Genomic DNA, 25,597 nt, shown 5'->3' on the forward strand with positions numbered 1-25,597 from the left:
CCTGGGCATCCGCGCGATCCGACCGGACCACCCCGCTGGCTAGACTGGCGCGCGGACGACCCCCAGCGAGGAGATTTTCAGATGCCCGTCGCCACCCCCGACCAGTACGCAGAGATGCTCGACAAGGCCAAGGCAGGCGGCTACGCCTTCCCGGCCATCAACGTCTCCTCGTCCTCCACCATCAACTCGGTGCTGCAGGGCCTGACCGAGGCCGGCTCCGACGGCATCATCCAGGTCACCACCGGCGGCGCGGACTACTTCGCCGGGCAGACCGTCAAGGCTCGCGCCACCGGCGCGCTCGCCTTCGCGAAGTTCGCCACCGAGGTCGCCAAGAGCTACCCCGTGACCGTCGCGCTGCACACGGACCACTGCCCGAAGGACGCGCTGCCCGGCTTCGTGCTGCCGCTGCTCGAGGCCTCCGAGGCCGAGGTCAAGGCCGGCCGCAACCCGATCTTCCAGTCGCACATGTGGGACGGCTCCGCTGTGCCGCTCGACGAGAACATCCAGATCGCGTCGGAGCTGCTCCCCCGCCTCAAGGCGATCAGCGCCATCCTCGAGGTCGAGATCGGCGTCGTCGGCGGCGAGGAGGACGGCGTGCAGCACGAGGGCACGAACGACGCCCTCTACACGACCGTCGGCGACGTCACGAAGGCCGTCGAGGCGCTCGGCCTCGGCGAGCAGGGCCGCTACATCGCCGCCCTGACCTTCGGCAACGTGCACGGGGTCTACAAGCCCGGCAACGTGAAGCTGCGCCCCGAGCTGCTCGGCGAGATCCAGGCCGGCATCGCCGAGCGCTTCGGCACCGGCGCGAAGCCGCTCGACCTCGTCTTCCACGGCGGCTCCGGCTCGACCGACGCGGAGATCGCCGAGGCGGTCGCGAACGGCGTCATCAAGATGAACATCGACACGGACACCCAGTACGCCTTCAGCCGCTCGGTCGCCGACACCGTGCTGAAGAACTACGACGGCTTCCTCAAGATCGACGGCGAGGTCGGCAACAAGAAGGTCTACGACCCGCGCTCCTGGGGCAAGATCGCCGAGACCGCCATGGCCGCCCGCGTCGTCGAGGCGACCCGGCAGCTCGGCTCGCACGGCCACTCGATCAGCGCGTAGCGCACCCGTTCGACGTCGCTCGACCCCCGCTCCGGCGGGGGTCGAGTCGTCTCAGGACGCGCCGGCCGCCGAGGCGGCGCGACGCCGCCCGACTCGCGTCACGAGCACGGCGATCGCCGCGATGACGACGATCGCGGTCGTCAGCACGACGATCCAGGCGATCACGGATCCCCATCCGGCCGTGGCCGGATCGAGGAACGGGTACGGGTACCAGCCGTCCGCGGCGCCGCGCAGCAGCGTCACCGCGAGCCATGCGAGCGGGAACACGGACGCCACCCCGACGGCCCGGCCGCCGAGCGGCAGGCGGTCGCCGGCGATCGCCCGCAGCACGAACCAGTCGAGCGCGAGGTACAGCGGCAGCACGACGTGCACGACCTCGTTCTCCCAGTCCATGCCCTGGTAGCCGTGAGTCGGCAGCCCGCGCAGCAGGGCGTTGTAGACGATGCCGGTGATGACGCCGTACGGCACGATCGCGGCGGCCATCGTGTCGACGGCGCCGCTGCGGACGCCGCGGACGGCCGCGATCCCCGCGACGACGAGCACGATCGACTCGAGGAACGAGGAGTCGATGGTGAACGCGACGAAGTAGTGCTCGGGCACCAGTCCGCCGCCGATGGCGAGGTCGGCGATCTGGATGCCGAGGGTCGCGGCGAGCGCGATGCCCGCGACGATCCGGACGACCCCGAGCGCGCGGCGGGTCGACGACTGCCGGCTCATGCGCGATGCTCCTCCCCGACGACACCGCTCGGCGCCGTCGGAGGGTATCCGGAGCGCGACCCCGTCGCGCTCGGTCGGGCGCTCACCCGTCTCCGGGGGACTTCCGGTCGCGGGGGAACTCGAACGTCACCTGCAGCACCTGGTCGTTCTCCCAGACCAGGTCGTCCGCGGTCATCTGCAGCGTGAGGATGTACGGCGCGAGATACATCATGCGGCGGCCCTCCGGCAGCTCGGCGTCCATGCTCACCCCGACCGCGGTGGCGCCGTCCGGGCGGCCGCGCAGCTCCACGAGCAGCGATCCGGCGCCCTTCGCGGAGAGCAGCGCCCGGATGAGGCCGCGCAAGGCCGTCCGCTGCGAGGGGCGGAGGCCGTCGGCCCGCTCGTCCGGGTCGATCACGACGAGCCGCGATCCGGCCTCGAGCCGGTCGAGCCAGCTCGCGTTCGCCTGCGTCACGAGATCGTCACGGAGGCGGCGGGCCAGCTGTCCGGCCAGCGCGCGATCCGCGGCCCCGATCACACCCGTGTCCGCGATGCGCTCGAGGAAGGGCACGGCGCGGGCGGTGAGGTGCGCGAGCCGGGCCCGCTCCTCCGTCTCGCTGCCCTCGTCGTCGTCGCGGGACACGATCACGTTCTGCGATCGCGCCTCGAGCAGTGCCTGCATGCGCCGCACGATGTAGGCGGAGAACAGCGACGCGAGCACGATGCCCGCCACGAGCGGCAGTGCGATGATGACCGTCACGCTCGCCGGGCCCCAGCGTTCGATGTGCGGCGCGATGAGGGCGACCGCCGGCGGCACGACGATTGCGGTCGCCACGGACGTCAGCACCGCGATCCGACCGGCCGGCAGGTACGGTGCGAGGCTGCCCATCGTCAGCGAGAGGGCGAGCGGCGCCCACCAGAGCTCGACCGCGAAGCCGTGGCGGGAGTAGCCGAGAGCGGAGAGCAGCAGCGCACCGCAGCCGAGCGCGAGCGCCCCGACCGCGATCCGCGTCGGCACGAGGCCGCGGAGTCCCCGGGCGGCGAAGTGCAGCACGAGCTGGGCGACGACGAACAGCGCCGACGAGGCGAGCTGGAGCGCCGGGAAGCCGAACTCGGCGGTGGTGATGATGCCGTAGACGGCGTAGGCCACCGAGACGCCCGCGAACGCGAGCGGCACGAGCGGGCCCGTGATCCAGCTCAGCGGATCGATCTGGCGCGGCGAGATCGGCACGGTGCGGCTAGCCATCGAGCGCCCCGTCCTGCGTCGCCTCGCGGTGGCGCGACGGCGGGTTCGGCACGACGACGCGCTGGATCGGCCCGCGCATCACGACGGAGGTGCCGGCGCCGGGCGTCGACCAGACGTTGACCGAGCCGCCGGCGGCCTCGACCCGGCGCACGATGGAGCCGCGGATGCCGAGCCGATCGCCGTCGACCTGGCGCGGGTCGAAGCCGCGCCCCTGGTCGATGACCATGACCGTGACGGACTCGCCGTCGTAGGCCAGCGCGAGCTCGGCCAGCGACGTGCCGGAGTGCCGCAGCACGTTCTCGAGCGCCGAGCGGATGCCGTCGATGAGCGCGTCGACGAGCTCGGGCGCCGTGCGGGTGATGCCGTCGCCGACGCCGGAGACCTGCACGGTGAGCCCGCGCCACTGCATGTCGCTGACGATCACCGCGATCGCATTGCGCACCGCGACGTCCTGCTCGTCGGGCGGCACGACCTCCGTCGCCGCGGTGAGCCAATCGGCGCCCGTGAGCGTCTCGAGATCGGTGCGCAGCCGCTTCCGCGCGCGCTCGTCGAGGCGGTCGGGACCGTTCATCACGATCGCGAGGTCGTTGAGCACGGTGTCGTGCACGACGGCCGTGGTGCGCCGGGTCAGGTTGACGCCGTCGACGAGCGCCTGGGTCTCGCGCTCGAGCTCGTCGAAGTCGGGCACCCGCGCCCGGGAGCGCCGCTGGATGAGCGCGAACAGCGTGTAGGCGATGGTGCCGATGCCGACCATGAGCGCCGCACCGGCGCCCGGGCGGAACGGGATGCCGGCGACGAGCGCGACCGCCGCGCTCGTCGCGCTCGACACCCCGAACCCGACGATGAGCCAGCCGATGCCGGTGATCGTGGACGACGCCGTCACCCCGACCGTGACGAGCGCGATCGCCGGCCGGTTCAGGAGGAAGACGTAGTCGGAGCCCGCCGCCGGGATCGTGTTGAGCACCTCGAGCTGGAATCCGGCGCAGCAGAGCGCCCCGACGGCGAGGTACGCGATCACCGACCAGGGTCGCGCCACCCAGGCGGCGAGCGCGAGCGCCGCGAGCTGCACCGCCAGCAGCGCGAGCGGCAGCGCGAGGTAGCGGGCCTGGCCGGCGCGGATGTACGTCTCGAGCAGGATCGGCACGTCGAGCACGATGCACACGGCGCCGTAGGCCCACGCCATCCGCGAGACGGTGCCGGTGATCACCGACGCTGCGACCTCGCGGGGCAGCACGGCGACGCGCACGCGATCACCTCCCCGCCCGGACCACCCGGATGCTGAGGCGATCATGCCACCCGGCGGCGCCGCCGGGAGTCAGGCGGATCGGGCGTCGCGCGTCCGGCGCAGGGGACGGCCGGGTCAGCCGTGCAGGACGGCGTCGGCGAAGCCGGGGTGGCCGAGGATCACGAGCACCGACCCGAGCACGAACGCGGCCGTCGAGAGCACGGCCCCGCTGAGCGGGATCCAGAAGATGCGCCGGAACCGCTTCGCCGCCCGCAGGCTCAGCAGGGCGCAGATGACGACGAGCGAGGCCGACAGGATCGCGATGCCGATGCCGATCGCGGGCGTCGCGCCCCCACTGAGGTTCCCGGTGTAGCCGAGCGTCCGCGCGGACTCCTGGAGGCTGCGGCCGAACGACGTCGGGTCGGCGACGGTGCCGATCGCGTTCCACGCGCCGGCGGCGAGCAGCGCGATGGTGAGGGTCGTGTCCCAGAGCGGGCGCGCCGGCTTGGCCTCGGCCTCCGCCTCCTGCACCTCCTGCTCGCCGTCGGCGACCGGGCGGTCGACCGGCGGCGCGGGCTCCTCGGCGCGCCGGCCGGTGATGGCCTCGACCTCCTCGGGCGAGGCGAACTCGCCGTACTCCGGTGCCGGGCGGCTCACGCCGGGTTCCGTCCGCCGAGGGCGCGACTGTCGGCGTCGCCCGCGGCGGTGCGGCGCAGCTCCTTCGGCAGCGAGAACATGAGATCCTCCTCCGCGGTGCGCACCTCCTGCACCGAGCCGTAGCCGGCATCCGCGAGATCGGCGAGCACCTCCTCGACGAGCACCTCCGGCACCGAGGCGCCGCTGGTGACGCCGACCGAGGCGACGCCGTCGAGCCACTCCTGGCGGATCTCGTCGGCGTAATCCACGCGGTAGGCGGCGCGGGCGCCGTGCTCGAGGGCGACCTCGACGAGCCGGACGCTGTTCGAGCTGTTCGCGGAGCCGACCACGATGACGAGCTCGGCGTCGCGGGCCACCTTCTTGATGGCGACCTGGCGGTTCTGGGTGGCGTAGCAGATGTCGTCGGAGGGCGGATCCTGCAGGTGCGGGAAGCGCTCGCGGAGCCGGCGGACCGTCTCCATCGTCTCGTCGACGCTCAGCGTGGTCTGCGAGATCCAGACCAGGTTGTCGGTGTCGGGCACGTCGAGGCCGGGCACGTCCTCCGGCGAGTTCACGAGGATCGTGCGGTCCGGGGCGTGCCCCATCGTGCCCTCGACCTCCTCGTGGCCGGCGTGGCCGATGAGCAGGATGGTGGCGTCCTGCTTGGCGAACCGCGTCGCCTCCCGGTGCACCTTCGTGACGAGCGGGCAGGTCGCGTCGATCGCCGCGAGCCCGCGATCGGCGGCGGCCTGCACGACCATCGGGCTCACGCCGTGGGCGCTGAACACGAGGTGCGAGCCCTCCGGCACCTCGTCGACCTCGTCGACGAAGATCGCGCCGCGGCGCTCCAGCTCGCTGACGACGTGGACGTTGTGCACGATCTGCTTGCGCACGTAGACCGGGCTGCCGAAGTGCTCGAGCGCCTTCTCCACGGCGACGACGGCGCGGTCGACGCCCGCGCAGTAGCCGCGCGGACTCGCGAGCAGCACGCGCTTGGGCGCGGCCACCGGGTCGTCGCGGAGGCGTCCCCCGACGCGCGGGGAGCGGGCGGGCGCCAGCTCGATGCCGAGCGCCCCGTTGGTGATGCCGGGCACTCCTCGATTCTACGGACGGCCGCTGGGCGGATGCCGGTGCCGGGGCTGGGGATCCGTCGCGGCGGCCGTCCGGGGCGTCCCGTAGCCTGACCCGGTGACCGACGCACCCGCCACCGCCGAGGCGCCGTGGCCCGTCGCGCTGCTCAACAGCAAGGTGAAGGGCTGGATCGACCGACTCGGCACCGTGTGGGTCGAGGGCGAGATCACGCAGTGGGGCCGCGGGGCCGGCGGCAACGTCTTCGGCCGCCTGAAGGACCTCGACCAGGACGCGACGATCTCGTTCAACGTCTGGTCGAGCCAGCTCGCGCGCATCCCCGGCGAGTGGAAACAGGGCGACCACGTCATCGCCCTCATCAAGCCGGTGTACTGGCCGAAGACCGGCTCGCTCTCGATGAACGTGCTGCAGCTCAAGCACGTCGGGCTCGGCGACCTGCTCGAGCGGCTCGAGCGCCTGCGCCGCCAGCTCGCCGGCGAGGGACTGTTCGACGCGGGCCGCAAGACGCGCCTCCCGTTCCTGCCGCACTGCATCGGACTCGTCACCGGCAAGGACTCGGATGCCGAGAAGGATGTGCTCCGCAACGCGCAGCTGCGCTGGCCGAGCGTCCGGTTCCGGGTCCGTCACGCCGCGGTGCAGGGCGACCGGGCGGCCTCCGAGGTCCTCGGCGCCATCCGATCGCTCGACCAGGATCCGGAGGTCGACGTCATCATCGTCGCCCGGGGCGGCGGCGACTTCCAGAACCTGCTGCCCTTCAGCGACGAGCGGCTCATCCGCGCGGTCGCCGAGTGCACGACGCCGGTGGTCAGCGCGATCGGGCACGAGAACGACCGGCCCCTGCTCGACGAGGTGGCCGACCTCCGCGCCTCCACGCCGACGGACGCCGCCAAGCGCGTCGTGCCCGACGTCGCCGAGGAGCTCGCTCGCGTGCAGCAGGCGCGTGCCCGGCTCTCCGGGCGGGTCTCGCAGCTGCTGTCGGCGCAGATCGACCTGCTCGGGCACCTGCGCTCCCGGCCCGTGCTCGCCGACCCGCGCCGGCTGGTGGACTCGCGAGCCGAGGAGCTCACCCGGCTCGTCGCTGCCGGCGTCCAGCTCATGGACACCCGGCTCGAGCGCGCGCACGCCCGCGTCGGCGAGCTCACCGGCCGGCTGCGCGCGCTGAGCCCGCAGAGCACGCTGCAGCGCGGCTACGCGGTCGCGCAGCTGCCGGACGGCACCGCGGTCCGCGCCGCAGCGGAGGCGGCACCCGGCACGGTGCTGCGGGTCACCGTCGCCGATGGCGCGTTCTCCACCGTCGTCGACGGCCCGGGCGAGCCGGCCGGGGGCCGCGGGTAGGATCGGAGCGTGGCCAGCACCCCCGCCGACAGCCCGTCCGCCGCGTCCTCGGGCGCCGCGACGCCGGCCACCGGCGCCGCGGATGCCGAGGTGGCCGAGCTCTCGTACGAGCAGGCGCGCGACGAGCTGATCCGCGTCGTGGGCGAGCTCGAGCAGGGCTCCGCGACGCTCGAGCAGTCGCTTGCGCTCTGGGAGCGCGGCGAGGCGCTCTCGCGCCGCTGCGAGGAGTGGCTGCTCGGCGCGAAGGCGCGACTCGACGCCGCCCGCACGGCCGCCGTCGCCGACGGGAGCGGAGCGTGACCTCCCGATGAGCAGGAACGCCCCCCGCGTCGTCGCGGAGCTCGGCCGCCCCGAGACCCCGCAGGAGACCGCCGACCGCAAGGCAGTCGCCAGCGCCGCCCGCCGCGCGAACCAGACCTGGTTCAACCTCGTCATCGCGCTCGTCGCGTCGCTCGCGATCGTCGCGTTCCTCGTGCTCGTCGTCGTGCGCCCCGACCAGGGGTCGCGCCGCGCCGACGTCGACTGGGTCGAGATCGCCTCGCAGGCGCAGGGCGCCGCCGACGTGCACCTCGTGGTGCCGCGCCTCGGCGACGGCTGGACCGCGAACCGCGCCGAGTACGCCGCCGACACGGCCGACAAGGTGCCCACCTGGGGCGTCGGGTTCCTCACGCCCGGCACGCAGTACGTCGGCATGACGCAGGGCATCGGGGCGAACGACTCGTGGGTCGCCACCCAGCTCGACGACCACCGCGCCACCGGCGAGATCACGATCGGCGGCGTGCACTGGATCGTCTACGACCGCCGGCAGGCCGACGACCCCGGCAACCTCGCCTACGCGCTCGTGGCCGAGCTCGACGGCAGCGACGTCGTGCTCGCGGGCACGGCCTCCGACGCCGAGTTCCGCACGCTCGCGACCGCCGTCGCGGCGGACGCCGACTGAGCCCGCGCCGCCGCCTCGCACCGACCCGCACCGACCGCACATCCACTCGAGAGGCTTTCGACCGTGACCGCAACGCCGCAGAGCGCCTGGGATGAGATGGCGGCCGGCAACGCCCGCTTCGTGGCCGGCGCGCCGCGTCATCCGCACCAGGACGCCGGACGCCGCGCCGCCATCGCCGCGCAGCAGACGCCCGACACCCTCCTGTTCGGCTGCAGCGACAGCCGGCTCGCGGCGGAGATCATCTTCGACCGCGGCCTGGGCGACCTCTTCGTCGTGCGCAACGCCGGTCAGGTCATGTCGCCGTCGGTGCTCGGCTCGGTCGAGTACGCGGTCGCCGTGCTGAAGGTGCCGCTCATCGTCGTGCTCGGGCACGACGCCTGCGGCGCGGTCGCGGCGGCCATCGACTCCGCGGCGCCGGATGCGACCCCGCTGCCGCCGCACATCGCCGACCTCATCGCGCCGATCGCCCCCGCCGTCGCGCGGGCCACGCACGAAGGCGTCGCCGACCCGGCCGAGGTCGGCCGCGAGCACCTCCGCGACACCGTCGGCGAGCTGCTGCGCGGCTCCGAGATCGTCAGCGACGCCGTCGCCGCCGGTACCCTGGCCATCGTCGGCGCGAACTACCGCCTCAGCGAGGGCCGCGTCATGCCGGACACCGTCATCGGCTCGCTCGACGTGGCCGCCTGACCGGCCCGCCCCGAAGAACCCCAGCAACCACTCCCCGAGCAGGAAGGCCGTCCGCACGCCGTGAGCACCGAAGCCACCACCCCCGACGGAAACTGGCGCATCGAGCACGACACCATGGGCGAGGTGCGGGTGCCCGCGTCGGCGCTCTACCGCGCCCAGACGCAGCGGGCCGTCGAGAACTTCCCGATCTCGGGCAGCGGGCTCGAGTCGGCGCAGATCGTCGCCCTCGCCCGCATCAAGCGCGCCGCCGCGATCGTGAACCGCGACCTCGGCATCCTCGACGCCGGCCTGGCCGATGCGATCGTGTCCGCCGCCGACGAGATCGCGGCCGGGCACCACCACGACCAGTTCCCGGTCGACACCTACCAGACCGGCTCCGGCACCTCCTCGAACATGAACATGAACGAGGTGCTCGCGACGCTCGCCTCGCAGCGCAGCGAGAACCCGGTGCACCCGAACGACCACGTCAACATGTCGCAGTCGTCGAACGACGTGTTCCCGACCTCGGTGCACCTCGCCGTCACCGGCGCGCTGCTCTCCGACCTCATCCCGGCGCTCGAGCACCTCGCCGTCTCACTCGAGGCGAAGGCGACGCTGTGGAAGGACGCGGTCAAGTCCGGCCGCACCCACCTCATGGACGCCACCCCGGTCACGCTCGGCCAGGAGTTCGGCGGCTACGCGCGCCAGATCCGGCTCGGCATCGAGCGCGTGCGCACCGCGCTCCCCCGCGTCGCGGAGGTGCCGCTCGGCGGCACCGCGACCGGCACCGGCATCAACACCCCCGCGGGCTTCCCGCAGCGGGTGATCGCCGAGCTCGCGAGCGACTCCGGTCTGCCGATCACCGAGGCGCTCGACCACTTCGAGGCCCAGGGCGCGCGCGACGGGCTCGTCGAGGCGTCGGGCGCGCTGCGCACCATCGCGGTCTCGCTCACGAAGATCTGCAACGACCTGCGCTGGATGGGCTCCGGCCCGAACACCGGCCTCGGCGAGCTGCACATCCCGGACCTCCAGCCCGGCTCGTCGATCATGCCCGGCAAGGTGAACCCCGTGATCCCGGAGGCCGTTCTCATGGTGTCGGCCCGCGTGATCGGCAACGACGCCACCATCGCGTGGGCCGGCGCCTCCGGAGCCTTCGAGCTCAACGTCGCGATCCCGGTCATGGGCACCGCCCTGCTGGAGTCGATCCGCCTGCTCGCGAACTCCACTCGCGTGCTCGCCGACAAGACCGTCGACGGGCTGGAGGCGAACCTCGAGCGCGCCCGTGCGCTCGCGGAGTCGTCGCCCTCGATCGTGACGCCGCTGAACAAGCTCATCGGCTACGAGAACGCCGCCAAGATCGCGAAGAAGGCCGTGGCCGACTCGATCACGGTGCGCGAGGCGACCGTCGCCCTCGGCTTCGTGGAGCGCGGCGAGCTCACCGAGGAGCAGCTCGACTCGGCGCTCGACGTCGCGTCGATGACGCACCCGTAGGCGCCGGCGGCAGGTCAGCCGAGCGCGGCCTGCAGCGCGAGCGCGGCGGCCCAGCCGAGCAGCAGGAACGGGCCGTACGGCACGCGATGCCGTGCGCCGCGCAGCGCGATCCCGACGGCGCCGGCGAACCCGCCGGCGAGGATGCCGAGCATCGGCGCCGCCACCGCGACCAGGGCCGTCGGCGAGGCGAGTCCGATCGCGACCGCGAGCTTGACGTCGCCCATGCCCACCCCGCCGACGAGCGACAGCAGGAGCAGCAGACCGCCCGTGACCGCGGCCGAGAGCAGCGCGGGCCGCGGGTCCCCGCCGGTCGCCGCCACGAGGACGCTGCCGGACGCACCCGCGGCGATCGCGGGCAGGGTCATCCGATTCGGCAGCCGGTGCTCTACGACGTCCGTCCGGACGAGCGCCGGCGCGACGGCCGCCAGCGCGACCGCGCCGGTCGCCGCGGCGACCGGCTCGGACGCGGCGAGCACGAGCAGCGCGAGCGCGACGGCCGCGCCGACCTCGACGACGGTGCGCCGCACCGCGGCGGCATCCGGCGCGCGAGTCATCCGGACGGCCGTCACGCGCCGACCGTAGCCACGCGCGCCGCAGCCGCGTGTCCGCTCTCCACAGGGCCCCGTCCCACGGGGCAGCAGGTCCCAGCCCGCCCGCGCCCGGCACGACGGCGGGCCGGGCGGATCGCTCCGCCCGGCCCGCCGGGTGCCGGTCCGCAGACCGGATCAGTTCAGCTCGTTCGACTCCAGCAGCTCGGTCACGAGCGCCGCCACGGCCGAGCGCTCGGAGCGCTGCAGCGTGATGTGGGCGAACAGCGGGTGGCCCTTCAGGGTCTCGATCACGCTTGCGACGCCGTCGTGCCGGCCGACCCGGAGGTTGTCGCGCTGCGCGACGTCGTGCGTGAGCACGACGCGCGAGTTCTGGCCGATGCGCGAGAGCACGGTCAGCAGCACGTTCCGCTCGAGCGACTGCGCCTCGTCGACGATCACGAACGCGTCGTGCAGCGAGCGGCCGCGGATGTGCGTGAGCGGCAGCACCTCGAGCATGCCGCGCTCCACGATCTCCTCGAGCACGTTGTCGCTGACCAGGGCGCCGAGCGTGTCGAAGACCGCCTGGCCCCACGGGCTCATCTTCTCGTCCTTGTCGCCGGGCAGGTAGCCGAGCTCCTGGCCGCCGACCGCGTAGAGCGGGCGGAACACCATGATCTTGCGGTGCTGCTGCTTCTCGAGCACCGCCTCGAGGCCCGCGCACAGGGCGAGTGCGCTCTTGCCGGTGCCGGCGCGGCCGCCGAGCGACACGATGCCGACCTCCGGGTCGAGCAGCAGGTCGATCGCGAGGCGCTGCTCCGCACTGCGGCCGTGGAGCCCGAACACGTCGCGGTCGCCGCGGACGACGCGCAGCTCGCCCTTGGCGGTCACGCGCCCGAGGGCCGATCCGCGGTCGGAGCGGATGACGAGGCTCGTGTTGATCGGCAGGTCGGCGACCTGCCGGGAGGACACGAGCTGGTCGTCGTACAGGTCGGACATCTGCTCGGCCGAGAGGTCGATCTCGGCGATGCCGGTGTAGCCGGAGTCGACGGCGAGCTCGGCGCGGTACTCCTCGGCGGTGAGGCCGATCGCGGAGGCCTTCACGCGGAGCGGGAGGTCCTTCGAGACGACCGTGACGTCCAGCCCGTCGTTCTTGAGGTTCAGCGCGACCGCGAGGATGCGCGAGTCGTTGTCGCCGAGCTGCATGCCGGAGGGCAGCACCGACTGGTTGGAGTGGTTGAGCTCGACGCGGAGCGAGCCGCCCTCGTCGCCGACGCCGATCGGGAAGTCGAGGCGCTCGTGCTCGATGCGGAGCTCGTCGAGGATCCGCAGCGCCTGGCGCGCGAAGTAGCCGATCTCGGGGTCGTGCCGCTTCGCCTCCAGCTCCGTGACGACGACGATCGGGAGGACCACCGAGTGCTCGGCGAACCGGAAGAGCGCCCGCGGGTCGCTGAGCAGCACGGAGGTGTCGAGCACGTACGTGCGCTCCCCCTGCTTCTTCCCGGTCGAGCCGCTCGAGCGCGGCGCGGAGGTGGTGATCTGAGAGGGCTTGTCGAGCGCAGGCACTACCACTCCTTGCCCGGATGAGGCATCCGGTTCTTCTTGCAGAGCGGCCGGTGGGGCTCACGGTGCGAACTTGTGTGGCCGCTCCGATCGGACGCCGTGTCCGACAAGTGCGACGCTAAGCCCGGCCGACGACGGCGCGCGGCGCGACACGCACCCGCATGTTTCGATCCGGTGAAATCCTCGCGACCAGTTCTGGGGACACCGATGCGGGCGTCAGACCACCCGGCTGGCCGACCACTCCACGAGCGCGGAGCGCAGCAGGTCGATCGTCTCGTCGGTCGTCGACACGTGCGCCCCGAAGCGAACTGCTCCGTCGCGGCTGGTCGCCGAGACGCCCGCGTTGTGGAGTGCCGCGACGAGCGGGGTCAGCGACTCGGGCGGCGGCGCGGCGACCACGAGCCCGGCTCGGTCGCCGTCGGCGCGCGGCGACACGACGGGCATCCCGGCCGCGTCGAGCACCTCCGTGATCCGGCCGGCCAGCTCGCGCACCCGGTCGGCGACGACGTCGACGCCGACCTCCGACATCCGCTCGAGCGCGACGGCCAGCCGGGCCGCGGCGGTCGGATCGGCGTGGCTGATCGTGAACGCACGGGCCCCGCGGGCGGGCGGCAGCACCTCGTCGAGCGGCATGCCGTCGAGGTCGGTGCCGACGAAGCCGGACAGCACCGGCTCGAGCCGGTCGGCGGCGCGGTCCGACAGCGCCAGCACCCCCGTGCCCCAGCCCGCGCGCGGCCACTTCTGCGCCCCGGCCGCGATGACGTCGGCGGCGCCGTAGGCGGCGTCCACCACGCCGAGGCCCTGGGTCGCGTCGACGATGAGGAGCCGGTCGCCGATCACCTCGCGGATGCCCTCGAGATCGGCGACCGCGCCGGTGCGGAAGTCGACGAGGCTGACCGCGAGGGCCACGACGTCGCCCGGCAGCCGGTCGCGGAGGTCGCCGGGAGCCACGCGGCCGTGATCCGTGTCGAGCTCGAACGGCGCCGGCCGGCCGAGCGCGGCGGCCGCGCGCGCGGCAGCGAACGTGACGGCGGGGAACTCGGCGGGCGAGAGCGCGATCCGGCCGGGCACGCCGAACGCCGCGTGCATGAGAGCCGTGGACGTGTTCGGCTGCACGGCGACCTGGTCGGGGCGGACGCCGAGCAGCGCCGCGGCGGCCGCGCGGGCGCGCGGCTCCTGCTCCTGCAGGGCGGCCATCGCCCCGAAGCGCGCGTGCTCGAGCACCCCGCGGAGCGCGGCCTCCTCGGCCGCCACGGCGCGCCCGACCGGACCGGCGAAGCCGAAGTCGAGGTAGCCCGGCTCCTCCGAGAAGTCGGCGGCGTACTCGTCGAGGGTCAGCGGCATCGGATCTCCGTCGGGGTCAGCTCCCGAAGCGGCGGTGCCGGTCCGAGAAGTCGCGCAGGGCGCGCAGGAAGTCGACCTCGCGGAGGTCGGGGCCGAGCGCCTCCACGAAGTAGAACTCGCTGTGCGCGCTCTGCCAGAGCATGAAGTCGCTGAGCCGCTGCTCGCCCGAGGTGCGGATGATGAGGTCGGGATCCGGCTGCCCCTGCGTGTAGAGGTGCTCGCCGATGGTCTCCGGCGTGAGCAGCCCGGCCAGGTCGTCGAGCGTGCCGCCCGAGGCGCTGTGCTCCGCGACGATGCTGCGCATGGCGTCCGCGATCTCCCGGCGGCCGCCGTACCCGACCGCGAGGTTCACGTGCATGCCGGTGTTGCCGGCCGTGCGGGCCTCCGCGGCGACGAGCGCGTCGCGCAGCGACTCCGGCACCGCGTCCTGGGCGCCCACGTGCTGGATGCGCCAGCTGCCCTGCCGCGAGACGTCGTCGGCGAGGTCGGCGATGATCTGCACCAGCTCGACGAGCTCCTGGGGGCTGCGCCCGCGGAGGTTGTCGGTCGAGAGCAGGTAGAGGGTCACGACGGCGATGCCGAGCCCGTCGCACCACGCGAGGAACTCGTGCATCTTCGCGGCGCCGGCGCGGTGGCCGTGCGCCGCGGTCTCGAGCGCGCGCTGCCGTGCCCACCGGCGGTTGCCGTCGATGATCATCGCCACGTGCCGCGGCACGCTGCGCCCCTGGAGCCGCCGGCGGATGCGCGACTGGTACAGGCCGTAGAGGATGCCGCGCACGCCGGGATCCCTGGCTTCGCGCACGGTGCCACGGTAGTGCACGGACCCCTCACAGGCTCCCGGGAGCACGCGGTCTATGCTCCGAGCATGGACAGCGCCGAGCGGGTCGAACCGGACCATGTCCCGCTCGTGGAGGATGCCGCCCAGCACCACCCGGCGGAGACGAAGCCGCTCTGGCGCGGCTGGATCCACGCCGGCACCTTCCCGCTCGCGATCGCCCTCGGCGTCGTGCTCATCGTGCTGTCGGAGGGCGGCGCCGCGAAGGCGGCGGCCGCGATCTTCATGGCGAGCTCGCTGCTGCTGTTCGGCATCAGCGCCACGTACCACCGCATCGACTGGTCGCCGAAGGTGAAGGCGGTGTTCCGCCGCCTCGACCACTCGAACATCTTCCTGCTCATCGCCGGCACCTACACGCCCATCGCGGTGAACTGCCTGCCGTTCCCGAAGTCGGCGATCCTGCTCTCGGTGGTCTGGGCCGGCGCGGCGCTCGGCATCGGCTTCCGCATCTTCTGGCTCTCGGCGCCGCGCTGGCTCTACGTGCCGCTGTACCTGCTGCTCGGCTGGGCCGCGATGCTGTACATCGTCGACCTCGTCAACGCGAACGTCGCGACGATGGTCCTCATCCTCGTGGGCGGGCTCGCCTACACGGTCGGGGCGCTGTTCTACGGCTTCAAGCGGCCGAACCCGGTGCCCGGGGTGTTCGGCTTCCACGAGCTGTTCCACACCTGCACGGTGATCGCGTTCCTGTGCCAGTGGACGGGCATCCTGCTCGTCTCGATGAACCCGCCGGTCTTCTAGGTCGCCGGTCTTCTCGGTCGCCAGTCTTCTCGGTTGGCGCGGTCCTCCAGCCCGCCGAGGCGTTGCGCGTCGGCGGCGGTCTACGGACGCGGCTCGTCGCCGTCGACGGCCTGCTCGGCCGCGATGTCGGCGAGGATCTGCTCGCGGTAGCGCACGCGGCGGATGCGGCGCGTCATGTCGATGACGAGCAGCACGACGGCCACGGCGACGGCCGCGGTGATGACGAAGCCCCAGACACCCGGCGTGACCTGGTCGTCCGGCACGGTCGACGGCGGCGGGGTCTTCGCGACGACGATCGCGGCGAGCTGCGCGAGCACGGGGCCTCCTCCGGGTCGGCCCCTCAGCTGCGGCCGAATACCCTGGTCCCAGGGTAGACGGCGACGAGGAGCACGATGACCGAGCGGACGACCGGCACGCGGCTGGACGCGCGCTACGGCCGCACGCGCGGCCGCCGCATCCGCGCCCGGGTCTGGGCGGTCGTCGCCGGCGCCGCGGTGCTCGTCGTCACGGTCGCCTGGGTCGTGTGGGTGGGGCTCGCCTCGCCGGACGCGGAGCTCGAGACCCGCGACCTCGGCTACACCCTCACGACGGACACCGCGACCGCCACCTGGGAGCTCAACTCCCCCGTCGGCCGGCCGGTCAGCTGCGCCGTCGAGGCGCTCGACGAGGACAAGACGATCGTGGGCTGGAAGGTCGTCGAGGTGCCCGCATCCGAGACCCGCGTGCGGCGGCTGACCGAGACGGTGCGAACCTCTGAGCCGCCTGTCACCGGATTGATCTACCGCTGCTGGCTGACCTAGACTGACCCGACCCCGCCGAGGGCGGGCACAGGACCGGCCGGCAGACGCGGCCGGTCTTCATATTTGTGATCGAGGCGGATCCTTCCCGAGCCGTCGGCGATCGTGAGGAGCATCCATGACCGACACCACGAGCACCACCTGGCTGACCCAGGAGTCCTACGACCGCCTGTCGGCGGAGCTCGAGCAGCTGAGCGGTCCCGCGCGCCTCGACATCGCGAAGAAGATCGAGTCGGCGCGCGAGGAGGGCGACCTCAAGGAGAACGGCGGCTACCACGCCGCGAAGGACGAGCAGGGCAAGATCGAGGCCCGCATCCGCCAGCTCACCGAGCTGCTGCGACACGCCACCGTCGGCGAGGCCCCGGAGAGCCACGGCGTCGTCGAGAACGGCACCGTCGTGACGGCGAAGATCGCCGGCGACTCGACCCGCTTCCTGCTCGCGAGCCGCGAGATCGCCTCCGGCGACACCGACCTGCAGGTCTACCCGTCGACGAGCGCGCTCGGCCAGGCCATCCTCGGCCTCGAGATCGGCCAGAAGACGACCTACACCGCGCCGAACGGCCGCGAGATCCCGGTCGAGATCGAGCAGGTCGAGACCTTCCACGGCTGACCGCCGCCGAGACGTGACGCGCCCGCCCGGGATCCGGGCGGGCGCGTCGTCGTCCGGGGCGCCTCAGCTCTCGACGCGGGGGCGGTAGCCGGCCTCGCGCAGCACGTGCAGCACGTGCTCGGCGTGGTCGGCCCCGCGGGTCTCCATGTGGATCTCGATCTCGACCTCGCTGATCTGCAGGCCGATGCCGTGGCGGGTGTGCAGCACCTCGACGACGTTGGCGTTCGCGTCGGCGATGAGCCGCGAGATGATCGCGAGCTGCCCGGGCCGGTCGGGCAGCGGGATGTTCACCCTCAGGTAGCGCGCCGAGGCGGCGAGACCGCGGCTGATCACCCGCTCCATCACCATCGGGTCGATGTTGCCGCCCGAGAGCACGACGACCGTCGGGCCGTCGACCCGCAGCTGGCCGGTGAGCAGCGCCGCGACGCCCATGGCGCCGGAGGGCTCGACCACGAGCTTCGCGCGCTCGAGCAGCACCACGAGCGCGCGGGCCGTGTCGTCGTCGTGCACGGCGACGATCTGCTCGACGGTCTGCTGCACGATCTCGAAGTTCAGGGCGCCCGGCCGTCCGACGAGCGTGCCGTCGGAGATGGTCGGCGAGGTCTTGATCGTCACCGGATGCCCGGCCTGCAGCGACGGCAGGTACGCGGCCGAGGTGGCGGGCTGCACGCCGAGCACCCGCACCGGGCGCCCGATCCGCGGCTCGAGCTGGGCGAATCCGCTGGCGATGCCGCTGATCAGCCCGCCGCCGCCGATCGGCACGATGACGTTCTCGACCTCGGGCACCTGCTCGAGGATCTCGAGGGCGAGCGTGCCCTGCCCGGCGACGACGTCCGGGTGGTCGAACGGCGGGATGATCACCGCGCCGGTGCGCTCGGCGAACTCGGCGGCGGCTCGGAGCGTCTCGTCGACGATCGTGCCCTCGAGCACCACGTCCGCGCCGTAGTCGCGGGTCGCCTGCAGCTTCGGCAGGGCGACGCCGACCGGCATGAAGATCGTGGCCTTGATGCCGAGCTCGCGGGCGGCGAGCGCGACGCCCTGGGCGTGGTTGCCGGCGGAGGCCGCCACGACGCCGCGCGAGCGCTCCTCCGGCGACAGGCGCGAGAGCCGGTTGAACGCGCCGCGGATCTTGTACGAGCCGGTGCGCTGCAGGTTCTCGGCCTTGAGGTGCACCTGCACCCCCGCGGTCGCGTCGAGGTAGCGCGAGGTCTCCATCGGCGTGCGCCAGACGACGTCCGCGAGTCGGGCCGCGGCCTCCTCGATCTCGCGCAGGCTCGGACCGGGGACGGTGCGGCCGGCGGAGGCGGTCACGGCGGGGTCAGACACGGGTCGTCACGTCCTCGGCATCGGGATGCGGGTTGGTGCGCCACTCGCCCCGGGCGACGTAGCCCACCATCACGTTGAGCGTCGCGATGAGCGGCACGGCGAAGAACGCGCCGGGGATGCCCGCGACGAAGCCGAAGCCCGCCACGGCGAGCACGACGGCGAGCGGGTGGATCTTCACCGCGCTGCCCATGACGAAGGGCTGCAGCACATGGCCCTCGACCTGCTGCACGAGGATCACGATGCCGAGCATGACGAGCGCCGGGATCGGGCCGAGGAACACGAGCGCGACGAACACGGCGAGCACGCCGGACAGCACCGCGCCGACGACGGGGATGAACGAGCCGAGGAACACGAGCACGGTGATCGGGATCACGAGCGGGAAGCCGCCGGTGAACAGCCCGAGGATGAAGGCGCCGAGGCCGATGCCGACCGCATCGACGAAGGCGACGAAGATCTGCACCTTCACGAACGAGGTGAGCGTCGCCCAGCCGGCCTCCCCGGCGCCGTAGACGGCCGTGCGCGCCCGCTTCGGGAACAGCCGCACGACCCAGGCGAAGATGCGCCGCCCGTCGATGAGGATGAACAGCGTCGAGAAGAGCACGAGCAGCGCGCCCGCGAGCACGTGCCCGGCGGTGGAGCCGACGCCGAGCGCGCCGCTGAGCAGCCCCGACGAATCGGACTGCAGGCTCGACCACAGGCTGTCGAGGTAGCCCTGGATGTCCTTGTCCGTCAGGGAGAACGGCGGGCCGTGCAGCCAGGCGGTGAGGTCGTCGTAGCGCGTCTCGGTCTGCTTCTTCAGCGCCGGGTAGGCGCTGCGGATCTGCTGCACCACGAGCGTGAGGAGGCCGCCGACGATGAGCAGCACGCCCACCTCGCACAGCGCGACCGCGGCCCACTTCGGCCAGCGGTGCCGCTGCAGCCAGTTCGAGAACGGCACGAGCAGCGCGGCGAGCACGACGGCCACGAAGAACGGCACGGCGATGAGATTGAGCTGCACGACGACGAAGCCGAGCAGGGCGAGCGCCGCCGCGACGACGAGGATGCGCCACGACCAGGCCGCGGCGATGCGCATGCCCGGCGGGACGGAGTCGACGGTCTCGCGGCGCAGGGCGTCGTTCTTCCGCTCATCACGGGATCGGAATACGGCCACGCGATCAGTGTAGGCGGCGCGATCCGGGCGTCCGCCGCGACGCGGGACGCCCGGATCCGACGCGCAGGATCGGGCGTCCCGACCGGATGCGACGAGGGCGGGTCAGGGGCGCGGAGCCGTGCTCACCGCACGCGGCGCGAGCGCCAGGTGCACGGCGTCGCCGGGCTGCAGCAGCGTGCCGACCTCGTGCTGCACGAGCAGCAGGGTGCCGTCCTCGAGGCGCACCTGGGTGCGGCGGAGCGAGCCGAGGAAGCTCGACACGACGACCGTGGCCGGGATGCCGTCGGCGGCGAGCAGCACGTCCTCGGGGCGCACGTACGCGATCACCGGGCCGTCGGCCGGGCCGGTGCCGAGCAGCGGCAGGTCGTGGCCGAGCACCGAGACGACCTCGCCGCGCAGCTCCGCCTCGAGCGGATTCGAGAGCCCCACGAAGGTGGCGACGAACGACGTCGCGGGCCGCGTGTAGAGGTCCTCCGGGCTGCCGATCTGCTCGATGTTGCCCTCGCGCATCACGGCGACCCGGTCGGCGACGGCGAGCGCCTCCTCCTGGTCGTGCGTGACGAACAGGGTGGTGATGCCGAGCTCGGTCTGGATGCGGCGGATCTCGTCGCGCAGCTGCACGCGCACCTTCGCGTCGAGCGCCGACAGCGGCTCGTCGAGGAGCAGCACGCGGGGGCGGGTGACGAGAGCGCGGGCGAGCGCGACGCGCTGCTGCTGGCCGCCAGACATCTGGTGCGCGAAGCGGGCGCCGAGGTGGCCGAGTCCGACCATGTCGAGCGCCTCCGACGCACGGCGCCGGCGGTCCGCGGCGCCGACCTTGCGCATCCGCAGCCCGTACTCGACGTTCTGCTGGGCCGTCATGTGCGGGAACAGCGAGTAGGCCTGGAACACCATGCCGATGTCGCGCTTGTTCACCGGCACCGACGCGACGTCGGCGCCGTCGATGACGATGCGGCCCTCCGTGATCGTCTCGAGTCCGGAGAGCGCGCGCAGCACGGTCGTCTTGCCGCAGCCCGAGGGGCCGAGCAGGGCGATGAACTCCCCCGGCTCCATGGTGAGGTTCACGCCGGTCAGGGCGCGGTGGCCCGCGTAGTCCTTGATGACGTTGCGCAGCTCGACGCGGGCGCCAGTGCCGGCGGCGAGCGAGGCAGGGGCGGCGGTGCGGGTCTCGATGGTCATGCGGTCCTCCGGGAGTCGCGTCGGGTGCCGACCGCGCCCACGCGGCCGATGACGAGCAGGAGCACGAAGCCGAACAGCAGCGCCAGCACGGCGAAGATGACGGAGACGTACGCGTCGGTGTGGTTGATGAGCACGAGCGCGGTCTGGAACGTGTTCTGGCTGAGGAACGAGGCGATCGTGTACTCGCCGAGCACGACCGCGATCGTGATGAAGCAGGCGGAGAGGATGCCGCGGCGCAGGTTCGGCAGGATCACCGCGAACAGCGTCGCGCCCCAGCTCGCGCCGAGCGACCGGCTCGCCTCGCTGAGCACGACGAGCTCGACCCCGGCCATGTTCGCCGCGATCGGCCTGAACGCGTACGGCAGCACGATGACGCCGACGGCGAAGGCCATGGTCCAGGGGTAGCTGCCGAAGACCTGCGCCACCACGGAGTAGACGGGCACGAAGCCGACGACGAGCACGATCGACGGGATCGTGATCGGGATGATGCAGACGAACTCGAGCACCGGACGCAGCCGCGGGTAGCGGAGCTCGACCAGGATCATCGCCGGCAGCAGCAGCACGAGCACGATCGCGACCGTGAGCACGCAGATGAGCAGCGAGTTGCCGATGCCCTCGAACAGCTCGCTGTAGGTGTAGCTGTTCGCGGGATCGAACACGGCGAGGTAGTGCAGCACGCCGTACTTCTGCACGCCGTCGATCGGCTGGCCGTCGCGGAACGAGAACTCGAGCATCGCGGCGATCGGCACCAGGAACAGCACGCCGGCCGTGATGAGGATGATCAGGGACGTCGGCCGTGAGGGCGCGGCCGAGTAGCGCGGGGCGCGCCGCGGGCGGCCGGCGCCGACCGGCTCGACCAGATCGGCGGTGGTGGCGTTCGCGACGGTCATCGCCGGTCTCCCGTCTGCCAGCGTGCGCTGCGCCGCTGCAGCGCCGCGTACGCGGTCATGAGCACGATCATCACGATCACCATCGCCAGCGCGAGCACGCCGGCGACGTTCGCGACGCCGATGATCGTCTCGCTGGTGAGCTGCTGGCGGATGGCGAGGGGCAGGATGCCGCCCTGCGACACGAGCGCGGCCGCCGTCGCGTAGGACGAGAAGGAGTTCGCGAACAGCAGGATCAGGCTGCCGAAGAACGCGGGCGCGAGTACCGGGAAGCCGATGCGCAGCCAGTACTGGCTGCGCGTGCCGCCGAGCGTGGCGTTCGCCTCCGCCCAGGTCGACTTGAGCCCCTCGAGCGCCGGCAGGAACGTCAGCACCATGAGCGGGATCTGGAAGTAGAGGTAGATCACGAGCAGGCCGGGGATCTGGTAGATCATCACCCCGCCGCCGTTGAAGCTGTTGAACGGGTTCTCGATCCAGCCGGCCTGCACCAGCCAGGTCGTGATGAGGCCCTTGGCGCCGATCGTCGCGATGAACGCGAATGCGAGCATGACGCCGCCGAACTGGGCGAGCACACTCGACGCGGAGTCGACGACGGTGCGCAGCCAGCCGTCGCTGCGCATGCCGAGCAGCGCGTAGCAGATGAGCGCGCCGACCGCCCCGCCGACGATCGCGGTGACGAGCGAGATCCAGACCGAGGCCCAGAGGTCGTCGAGGATGCTCGGATTCCCCAGCGCGGCGAAGTTCGCGAACGTGAGCACGCCCTCGCTGTCGAAGAAGCCGCTCGCCACGGCCAGGGCCGCGGGCACGGCCAGGAACAGGACGACGTACACCGCGAACGGCGCGAGTCCGAGCCAGGCCGCGCCGCGGCGCCGGGGGCGTGGGCCCCCGGCGCCGCGAGCGGTGCCGCCGCGTGCGGTGCCGGAGTCGGCGGCGTCGGCCGAACCGGTGTGCTCAGCGAGGGCGGTCATCGGATCAGGCGATCGCCGAGGCCCACTTGCTGCCGAGCAGCGTGGCGGCCTGCGTGGCCTGGTCGGCGGTCAGCTGCTCGAGGCCCTTCGGCGCGCCGCCGGCGGCCTTCAGCGCCGCGGCGTCGACCGTGCCGGCCGCCTGCATCGCGTCGAAGGTGGCGGGGAAGGCGCCGGACGCGAGGTAGAGGTTCTGCACCTCGGCGGAGTAGATCCACTCCTCCCAGAGGCGGGCGGCGGCCGGGTGCGGGGCGTCGGCGTTGATGGCCTGGTTGTAGTAGCTGCCGAGGGCGCTGCCGGACAGGATCACCGTCTTGTAATTGGAGTTGTTCGACCCGCCCCAGGCGAGGTTGTTGTAGCTCCACTGGATGACGACCGGGGTCTCGCCGGAGGCGACGGTCGCCTGGGTCGGCGTGACGGCCTGGTAGTTGCCGGCCTTCTTCAGGTCGGAGAAGAAGTCGACGCCCTTCTGGATGTCGTCGGCGCTGCCGCCGTTCTGGAGGGCGGCCCAGTAGACGGCGCTCGCGGCCTCGTTCGCCTGGGTCGGGTCGCCCTTGATGGAGACCTTGCCCTTGTAGTCGGCGCCGAGCAGGTCGTCGATCGACTTGGGGGCCTTCTTGATGACCGAGCTGTCGTAGCCGATCGACATCACGCCGGTGTAGTCGTAGTACCAGGCGCCGTCGGCGTCCTTGTAGTCGTCGGGGATGTCGTCCCAGTTGGCGACCTTGTACGGCGCCATGAGGTCGACGTTCTCCTGCAGCACCGCGGTGCCGAGGTCGAAGACGTCGGGGGCGGTCGACTGGCCCTTCTGAGCCTTCGCGGCGGCGATCTCGTCGGCGCTGGAGCCGTCCGGGTTGGCCGAGTTGATCTTGATGCCGTACTTCTTCTCGAAGCCGTCGATGATCTTGCCGTAGTTGGCCCAGCTCGGCGGGAGCGTGATGACGTTGAGCTCGCCCTCGGCCTTCGCGGCCTCGACGAGGCCGTCGATGCCGCCGAAGTCCTCGGCCGAGGTGGCCTTGGCGGCGTCGGCCTTGCTGATCGTCGATCCGGAGTCGGAGGATCCTGCGCTCGTCCCCGCGCACGCGGCGAGGGAGACGGCGACGAACGCGGCCAGCGCGACGCCGGCGAGCGAACGGGTCTTCATGTCGGGTTCTTCCCTTCGTGCGCCCGGGCCGCCTCGCTGTGGGAAGGCATGTCGCCGGGGGCGCGACCCTCGGATGATTCGCGCATCAGGTGACGCGCTGACGCCGTCACGGTGAACCGCCGGTGACCGACCGGGGCATACCCAGCCCCTCGAAGGTGCGCTCCGCCACCCCGAACGAGATCGTCATGCCGACGCCGGAGGTGATGCTGACCGCGGTCGTGGTGTCGTCGACCGGCAGGATGACGAACGGCTGGCGCGGGCTCGAGGCGTAGACGCCCTGCCAGCGCTGGAGCACCGTCACACCGGGGACGCCGAGCAGCCGCGCGATGGCGGCCAGCAGCGTGCCGCTCCACTCCTCGTCGAGGAACGGGCCGTGGCTGAGGCCGTAGGCGTGGCTGTCGCCGACGAGCAGCGTGCCGTCCGGCCGCTGCGTGAGCATGACGTTGGCGCCGATCGCGAGCAGCTCGGGGGCGGTGCGCTCGACCTCCTCGCGCAGCAGGGCCGCCGCGGCGGTCTCCGCGAACGCCGGGTAGCGCAGCATCGACGTGCCGGTGAGCACTGCCGGCCCGATCCGCCGGTCGTCGGGCAGGCGGACGAGCGCCATCTGCAGCGCGCAGCGCTCCATCCCGACGGCGTCGGCGAGCTCGGGGCGCAGCAGGTCGAGGTCGTGCCCGACGCACACGATGGTGCGGTCGGCGAGGAGCACGCCCCGGCTCGTCGACACGCGGTCGCCGTCCGTGCCGAGGTACGCGGTGCGCCAGAGGATGCGGACGCCGGGCAGCGTCTCGAGCCAGGCGGCGATCGCGGCGACCGCCTCCCGTGGGTCGACCCGCAGGTCGTCGCGCAGCGCGGCGCCGCCGACGATGGCCGGGTCGGGATCGCCGCCGAGCGCGGTCCGCACGTCGCCGGCGTCGAGCATCCGCACCTGCTCGCCGTCCCGCGAGGCCGTGAGCTCCTCGAGCACGGCGAGCTCGGCCGCCGAGCGCGCGACCGCGAGCCCGCCGGCGGGCCGCGCCCAGAAGCCGGCCCGCGACGCCGTCTCGAGCCAGATCTCGCGGGCGGTCTGCGCGAGCAGCAGCAGGTCGCCGCTCTGCGCGGTCACGCAGGCGTGCCCGAAGTTGCGCACCGAAGCGCCGACCGCCCGGCTGTCGCGCTCGAGGATGGTGACGCCGAGCCCGCGCCGCACGGCCGCGACCGCGTGCGCGAGCCCCGCGATGCCCGCCCCGACGATGACGAGATCCGACCTGGGGGTGCTGTCCGCGATCGTGCTGTCCACCCCGGAACTCTGCCGCGCTCGCGGCGCGGGCGGACCCGAGTCCACATCCCGTCCACCGGGAATTCACCGTCCGGTCGTCGCCGGGGGCGAGCATCCCCGCATGATCGACCTCGTCGCCCTCGATATGGCCGGCACCACCATCGACGACCACGGCTCGGTGTACGCGGCGCTCCGCCGCAGCGTGGAGGAGACCGGCGCGACCGTCGCCGACGCCGACCTCCAGACCTGGATGGGCACCGACAAGGTGCAGGCGATCGCCGCGCTGCTCCGGCTCGGCGGGGGCGACGCCGCCCCCGAGCAGGTCGCCGCCGGCTTCGCGCGGTTCCGCGCCATCCTCGCCGACGCCTACGCCGCCGAGCCGCCGGTCGCGCTCGAGGGCGTCGAGGACGCGCTGCGCGAGCTGCGCGCCCGCGGCGTGCGCATCGCCCTCACCACCGGCTTCGACGACGGCGTCGCGCGGCCGCTGCTCGACTCGCTCGGCTGGACTGTGGGCGACGGCGGCCTGCTCGACGCCGTCGTGACGACCTCCGACGTGCCGTCCGGGCGGCCGGCGCCGTTCCTGATCCACCGCGCCATGGAGCGCACGGGCGTGGCCGACGTGCGCCGCGTGCTCGCGGCGGGCGACACCGTGGTCGACCTCGAGGCCGCCCGCAACGCCGGCGTCCTCGCCGTCGGCGTCACGAGCGGGGCGCTCTCGCGCGCGGAGCTCGAGGCCGTGCCGCACGACCACGTGCTCGGGTCGGTCGCCGAGATCCCGGGGCTCCCCGAGCTCACCGCCTGAGCCGGCCGGACGCCGTGTCGGCCCCCGTCGCTAGG

Annotated in this window: 26 protein-coding genes and 1 pseudogene; 10 read left to right on the forward strand and 17 right to left on the reverse strand. The window is 72.8% G+C overall.

All coding sequences use genetic code 11. The features are described 5' to 3' along the window. Nucleotides 1-81 precede the first annotated feature (81 nt). Nucleotides 82-1,113: a class II fructose-bisphosphate aldolase gene (gene fbaA, locus AC1RSJ_RS10610; protein ID WP_493118350.1), complete on the forward strand. Its 1,032-nt coding sequence runs from the start codon at nucleotides 82-84 to the stop codon at nucleotides 1,111-1,113. Between the two features lie 51 nt (nucleotides 1,114-1,164). Here fbaA and AC1RSJ_RS10615 read toward each other — a convergent pair whose 3' ends face one another. From AC1RSJ_RS10615 to AC1RSJ_RS10635, 5 genes are all read right to left on the reverse strand, one after another. After that, on the reverse strand, nucleotides 1,165-1,830 hold the full coding sequence (locus tag AC1RSJ_RS10615; RefSeq protein ID WP_493118351.1) for a Pr6Pr family membrane protein: 666 nt from the start codon (nucleotides 1,828-1,830) through the stop codon (nucleotides 1,165-1,167). A gap of 82 nt (nucleotides 1,831-1,912) precedes the next feature. Beyond that, entirely contained in the window at nucleotides 1,913-3,055 is a 1,143-nt protein-coding gene (locus tag AC1RSJ_RS10620) for a hypothetical protein (RefSeq protein WP_493118352.1), read from the reverse strand. After that, nucleotides 3,048-4,301, reverse strand: coding sequence for a sensor histidine kinase (locus AC1RSJ_RS10625; protein WP_493118353.1), 1,254 nt, complete (start codon nucleotides 4,299-4,301; stop codon nucleotides 3,048-3,050). The genes AC1RSJ_RS10620 and AC1RSJ_RS10625 overlap by 8 nt, the downstream gene beginning before the upstream one ends. Nucleotides 4,302-4,415: 114 nt before the next feature. Next, complete coding sequence (locus tag AC1RSJ_RS10630) at nucleotides 4,416-4,937, reverse strand: DUF6264 family protein (RefSeq protein WP_493118354.1); 522 nt, start codon at nucleotides 4,935-4,937, stop codon at nucleotides 4,416-4,418. Next, nucleotides 4,934-6,001 (reverse strand): 4-hydroxy-3-methylbut-2-enyl diphosphate reductase, encoded by a 1,068-nt coding sequence (locus tag AC1RSJ_RS10635; RefSeq protein WP_493118462.1) that lies wholly within the window; start codon nucleotides 5,999-6,001, stop codon nucleotides 4,934-4,936. Before AC1RSJ_RS10635 ends, AC1RSJ_RS10630 begins: the two co-directional genes overlap by 4 nt. 103 nt (nucleotides 6,002-6,104) lie before the next feature. Between AC1RSJ_RS10635 and xseA the strand changes: the two are divergent. The 5 genes and pseudogenes from xseA to AC1RSJ_RS10660 form a co-directional block, all read left to right on the forward strand. Further along, nucleotides 6,105-7,380 (forward strand): annotated as a pseudogene (gene xseA / locus AC1RSJ_RS10640) (exodeoxyribonuclease VII large subunit); the annotation flags it as partial. After that, nucleotides 7,350-7,640: an exodeoxyribonuclease VII small subunit gene (locus AC1RSJ_RS10645; RefSeq protein ID WP_493118355.1), complete on the forward strand. Its 291-nt coding sequence runs from the start codon at nucleotides 7,350-7,352 to the stop codon at nucleotides 7,638-7,640. The pseudogene xseA and the gene AC1RSJ_RS10645, both read left to right, overlap by 31 nt. 7 nt (nucleotides 7,641-7,647) lie before the next feature. After that, the gene (locus AC1RSJ_RS10650; RefSeq protein ID WP_493118356.1) at nucleotides 7,648-8,280 is read left to right on the forward strand and encodes a DUF4245 domain-containing protein; all 633 of its coding nucleotides are present in this window, start codon (nucleotides 7,648-7,650) and stop codon (nucleotides 8,278-8,280) included. A gap of 96 nt (nucleotides 8,281-8,376) precedes the next feature. After that, complete coding sequence (locus AC1RSJ_RS10655; protein ID WP_493118463.1) at nucleotides 8,377-8,967, forward strand: carbonic anhydrase; 591 nt, start codon at nucleotides 8,377-8,379, stop codon at nucleotides 8,965-8,967. A gap of 60 nt (nucleotides 8,968-9,027) precedes the next feature. After that, entirely contained in the window at nucleotides 9,028-10,437 is a 1,410-nt protein-coding gene (locus AC1RSJ_RS10660; protein ID WP_493118357.1) for a class II fumarate hydratase, read from the forward strand. 14 nt (nucleotides 10,438-10,451) lie between these two features. On the opposite strand, the gene AC1RSJ_RS10665 is transcribed toward AC1RSJ_RS10660, so the two are convergent. The 4 genes from AC1RSJ_RS10665 to AC1RSJ_RS10680 form a co-directional block, all read right to left on the reverse strand. Continuing rightward, nucleotides 10,452-11,006: a prepilin peptidase gene (locus AC1RSJ_RS10665; protein WP_493118358.1), complete on the reverse strand. Its 555-nt coding sequence runs from the start codon at nucleotides 11,004-11,006 to the stop codon at nucleotides 10,452-10,454. A gap of 156 nt (nucleotides 11,007-11,162) precedes the next feature. Next, the gene (gene phoH2, locus AC1RSJ_RS10670) at nucleotides 11,163-12,503 is read right to left on the reverse strand and encodes an RNA 5'-3' helicase PhoH2 (protein WP_493118464.1); all 1,341 of its coding nucleotides are present in this window, start codon (nucleotides 12,501-12,503) and stop codon (nucleotides 11,163-11,165) included. 240 nt (nucleotides 12,504-12,743) lie between these two features. Beyond that, nucleotides 12,744-13,871, reverse strand: a complete 1,128-nt coding sequence (locus tag AC1RSJ_RS10675; RefSeq protein WP_493118359.1) for an aminotransferase class V-fold PLP-dependent enzyme — start codon at nucleotides 13,869-13,871, stop codon at nucleotides 12,744-12,746. 16 nt (nucleotides 13,872-13,887) lie between these two features. Beyond that, nucleotides 13,888-14,673 (reverse strand): isoprenyl transferase, encoded by a 786-nt coding sequence (locus AC1RSJ_RS10680; protein ID WP_493118360.1) that lies wholly within the window; start codon nucleotides 14,671-14,673, stop codon nucleotides 13,888-13,890. 63 nt (nucleotides 14,674-14,736) lie between these two features. On the opposite strand from AC1RSJ_RS10680, the gene trhA reads away from it, so the two are divergent. Continuing rightward, entirely contained in the window at nucleotides 14,737-15,447 is a 711-nt protein-coding gene (gene trhA, locus AC1RSJ_RS10685) for a PAQR family membrane homeostasis protein TrhA (protein ID WP_493118361.1), read from the forward strand. 80 nt (nucleotides 15,448-15,527) lie between these two features. Here the strand turns inward: trhA and AC1RSJ_RS10690 are convergent, their stop codons facing one another. Then, nucleotides 15,528-15,764 (reverse strand): hypothetical protein, encoded by a 237-nt coding sequence (locus AC1RSJ_RS10690; RefSeq protein ID WP_493118362.1) that lies wholly within the window; start codon nucleotides 15,762-15,764, stop codon nucleotides 15,528-15,530. Between the two features lie 75 nt (nucleotides 15,765-15,839). Between AC1RSJ_RS10690 and AC1RSJ_RS10695 the strand changes: the two genes are divergently transcribed. Further along, nucleotides 15,840-16,247: a DUF4307 domain-containing protein gene (locus tag AC1RSJ_RS10695; protein ID WP_493118363.1), complete on the forward strand. Its 408-nt coding sequence runs from the start codon at nucleotides 15,840-15,842 to the stop codon at nucleotides 16,245-16,247. A 115-nt stretch (nucleotides 16,248-16,362) separates the two neighbouring features. Then, a complete protein-coding gene (gene greA / locus AC1RSJ_RS10700) occupies nucleotides 16,363-16,854 on the forward strand; it encodes a transcription elongation factor GreA (RefSeq protein ID WP_493118364.1) in 492 nt (163 codons plus the stop codon). A gap of 63 nt (nucleotides 16,855-16,917) precedes the next feature. Here the strand turns inward: greA and ilvA are convergent, their stop codons facing one another. From ilvA to AC1RSJ_RS10735, 7 genes are all read right to left on the reverse strand, one after another. Further along, on the reverse strand, nucleotides 16,918-18,180 hold the full coding sequence (gene ilvA, locus AC1RSJ_RS10705; RefSeq protein ID WP_493118365.1) for a threonine ammonia-lyase: 1,263 nt from the start codon (nucleotides 18,178-18,180) through the stop codon (nucleotides 16,918-16,920). Then, nucleotides 18,173-19,330, reverse strand: coding sequence for an AI-2E family transporter (locus AC1RSJ_RS10710; protein ID WP_493118366.1), 1,158 nt, complete (start codon nucleotides 19,328-19,330; stop codon nucleotides 18,173-18,175). Before AC1RSJ_RS10710 ends, ilvA begins: the two co-directional genes overlap by 8 nt. 102 nt (nucleotides 19,331-19,432) lie before the next feature. Next, nucleotides 19,433-20,509, reverse strand: a complete 1,077-nt coding sequence (locus AC1RSJ_RS10715) for an ABC transporter ATP-binding protein (RefSeq protein WP_493118367.1) — start codon at nucleotides 20,507-20,509, stop codon at nucleotides 19,433-19,435. After that, complete coding sequence (locus AC1RSJ_RS10720; RefSeq protein WP_493118368.1) at nucleotides 20,506-21,399, reverse strand: ABC transporter permease; 894 nt, start codon at nucleotides 21,397-21,399, stop codon at nucleotides 20,506-20,508. Before AC1RSJ_RS10720 ends, AC1RSJ_RS10715 begins: the two co-directional genes overlap by 4 nt. Further along, entirely contained in the window at nucleotides 21,396-22,364 is a 969-nt protein-coding gene (locus tag AC1RSJ_RS10725; protein ID WP_493118369.1) for an ABC transporter permease, read from the reverse strand. The genes AC1RSJ_RS10720 and AC1RSJ_RS10725 overlap by 4 nt, the downstream gene beginning before the upstream one ends. 4 nt (nucleotides 22,365-22,368) lie before the next feature. Further along, nucleotides 22,369-23,505, reverse strand: coding sequence for an ABC transporter substrate-binding protein (locus tag AC1RSJ_RS10730; protein ID WP_493118370.1), 1,137 nt, complete (start codon nucleotides 23,503-23,505; stop codon nucleotides 22,369-22,371). Nucleotides 23,506-23,611: 106 nt separating this feature from the next. Beyond that, nucleotides 23,612-24,781 carry a TIGR03364 family FAD-dependent oxidoreductase gene (locus tag AC1RSJ_RS10735; RefSeq protein ID WP_493118371.1) on the reverse strand — a complete coding sequence of 390 codons (1,170 nt, stop codon included), beginning with the start codon at nucleotides 24,779-24,781 and terminating at the stop codon, nucleotides 23,612-23,614. A gap of 100 nt (nucleotides 24,782-24,881) precedes the next feature. Here AC1RSJ_RS10735 and AC1RSJ_RS10740 point away from each other — a divergent pair, with 100 nt between their 5' ends. Continuing rightward, nucleotides 24,882-25,562 (forward strand): phosphonatase-like hydrolase, encoded by a 681-nt coding sequence (locus AC1RSJ_RS10740; RefSeq protein WP_493118372.1) that lies wholly within the window; start codon nucleotides 24,882-24,884, stop codon nucleotides 25,560-25,562. Nucleotides 25,563-25,597 lie beyond the last annotated feature (35 nt).

This window comes from Schumannella sp. GW821-FHT10F01 (assembly GCF_058809295.1).

Bases quoted from the DNA above. Each gene is read 5' to 3' on its own strand.
- AC1RSJ_RS10650 (WP_493118356.1), top strand. From the start codon at position 7,648: ATGAGCAGGAACGCCCCCCGCGTCGTCGCGGAGCTCGGCCGCCCCGAG.
- greA (WP_493118364.1), top strand. From the start codon at position 16,363: ATGACCGACACCACGAGCACCACCTGGCTGACCCAGGAGTCCTACGAC.
- AC1RSJ_RS10655 (WP_493118463.1), top strand. From the start codon at position 8,377: ATGGCGGCCGGCAACGCCCGCTTCGTGGCCGGCGCGCCGCGTCATCCG.
- AC1RSJ_RS10730 (WP_493118370.1), bottom strand. From the start codon at position 23,505: ATGAAGACCCGTTCGCTCGCCGGCGTCGCGCTGGCCGCGTTCGTCGCC.
- AC1RSJ_RS10675 (WP_493118359.1), bottom strand. From the start codon at position 13,871: ATGCCGCTGACCCTCGACGAGTACGCCGCCGACTTCTCGGAGGAGCCG.
- AC1RSJ_RS10720 (WP_493118368.1), bottom strand. From the start codon at position 21,399: ATGACCGTCGCGAACGCCACCACCGCCGATCTGGTCGAGCCGGTCGGC.
- AC1RSJ_RS10620 (WP_493118352.1), bottom strand. From the start codon at position 3,055: ATGGCTAGCCGCACCGTGCCGATCTCGCCGCGCCAGATCGATCCGCTG.
- AC1RSJ_RS10715 (WP_493118367.1), bottom strand. From the start codon at position 20,509: ATGACCATCGAGACCCGCACCGCCGCCCCTGCCTCGCTCGCCGCCGGC.
- AC1RSJ_RS10615 (WP_493118351.1), bottom strand. From the start codon at position 1,830: ATGAGCCGGCAGTCGTCGACCCGCCGCGCGCTCGGGGTCGTCCGGATC.
- AC1RSJ_RS10740 (WP_493118372.1), top strand. From the start codon at position 24,882: ATGATCGACCTCGTCGCCCTCGATATGGCCGGCACCACCATCGACGAC.
- AC1RSJ_RS10695 (WP_493118363.1), top strand. From the start codon at position 15,840: ATGACCGAGCGGACGACCGGCACGCGGCTGGACGCGCGCTACGGCCGC.
- trhA (WP_493118361.1), top strand. From the start codon at position 14,737: ATGGACAGCGCCGAGCGGGTCGAACCGGACCATGTCCCGCTCGTGGAG.
- AC1RSJ_RS10725 (WP_493118369.1), bottom strand. From the start codon at position 22,364: ATGACCGCCCTCGCTGAGCACACCGGTTCGGCCGACGCCGCCGACTCC.
- fbaA (WP_493118350.1), top strand. From the start codon at position 82: ATGCCCGTCGCCACCCCCGACCAGTACGCAGAGATGCTCGACAAGGCC.